The following is a 308-nucleotide window of genomic DNA, read 5'->3' on the forward strand; positions in this document are numbered from 1 at the left end:
AGATCGTAACTGTGCAAATTCATTTGATAGATATGATATTGAGCTGTTTCCGGGCTCTGAGCATTACTGGGCATGCAAGGTATGGTGGGCTCATACCAGAGGAGATGAACGTGCGTATTGTTAAGTCTGTAGGGAAAAATACCGTATCGCTGTCAGGGCTCGTGAAGCAGGTGGAGCCGCTTGAAGGGTGGACCCAGTTTGGGGTAGAGACATCGTTCAGTTACCAGCAGCCATCAGGCGATCTCAGGGAAGAGATAGATGTTTGCAACTGTACAGTGGAAAACGCGTTGCTCGGCGATATCGAGGGG

General features: G+C 49.7%; 1 protein-coding gene. It reads left to right on the plus strand.

Going from position 1 to position 308, the window contains the following annotated elements:
* Positions 1 to 110: 110 nt before the first annotated feature.
* Positions 111 to 308 (plus strand): hypothetical protein (locus tag A3709_RS23390; RefSeq protein WP_156507806.1); only part of this gene is annotated, 198 nt, incomplete at its 3' end.

The organism is Halioglobus sp. HI00S01, assembly GCF_001635445.1.
Classification (GTDB): domain Bacteria; phylum Pseudomonadota; class Gammaproteobacteria; order Pseudomonadales; family Halieaceae; genus Halioglobus; species Halioglobus japonicus.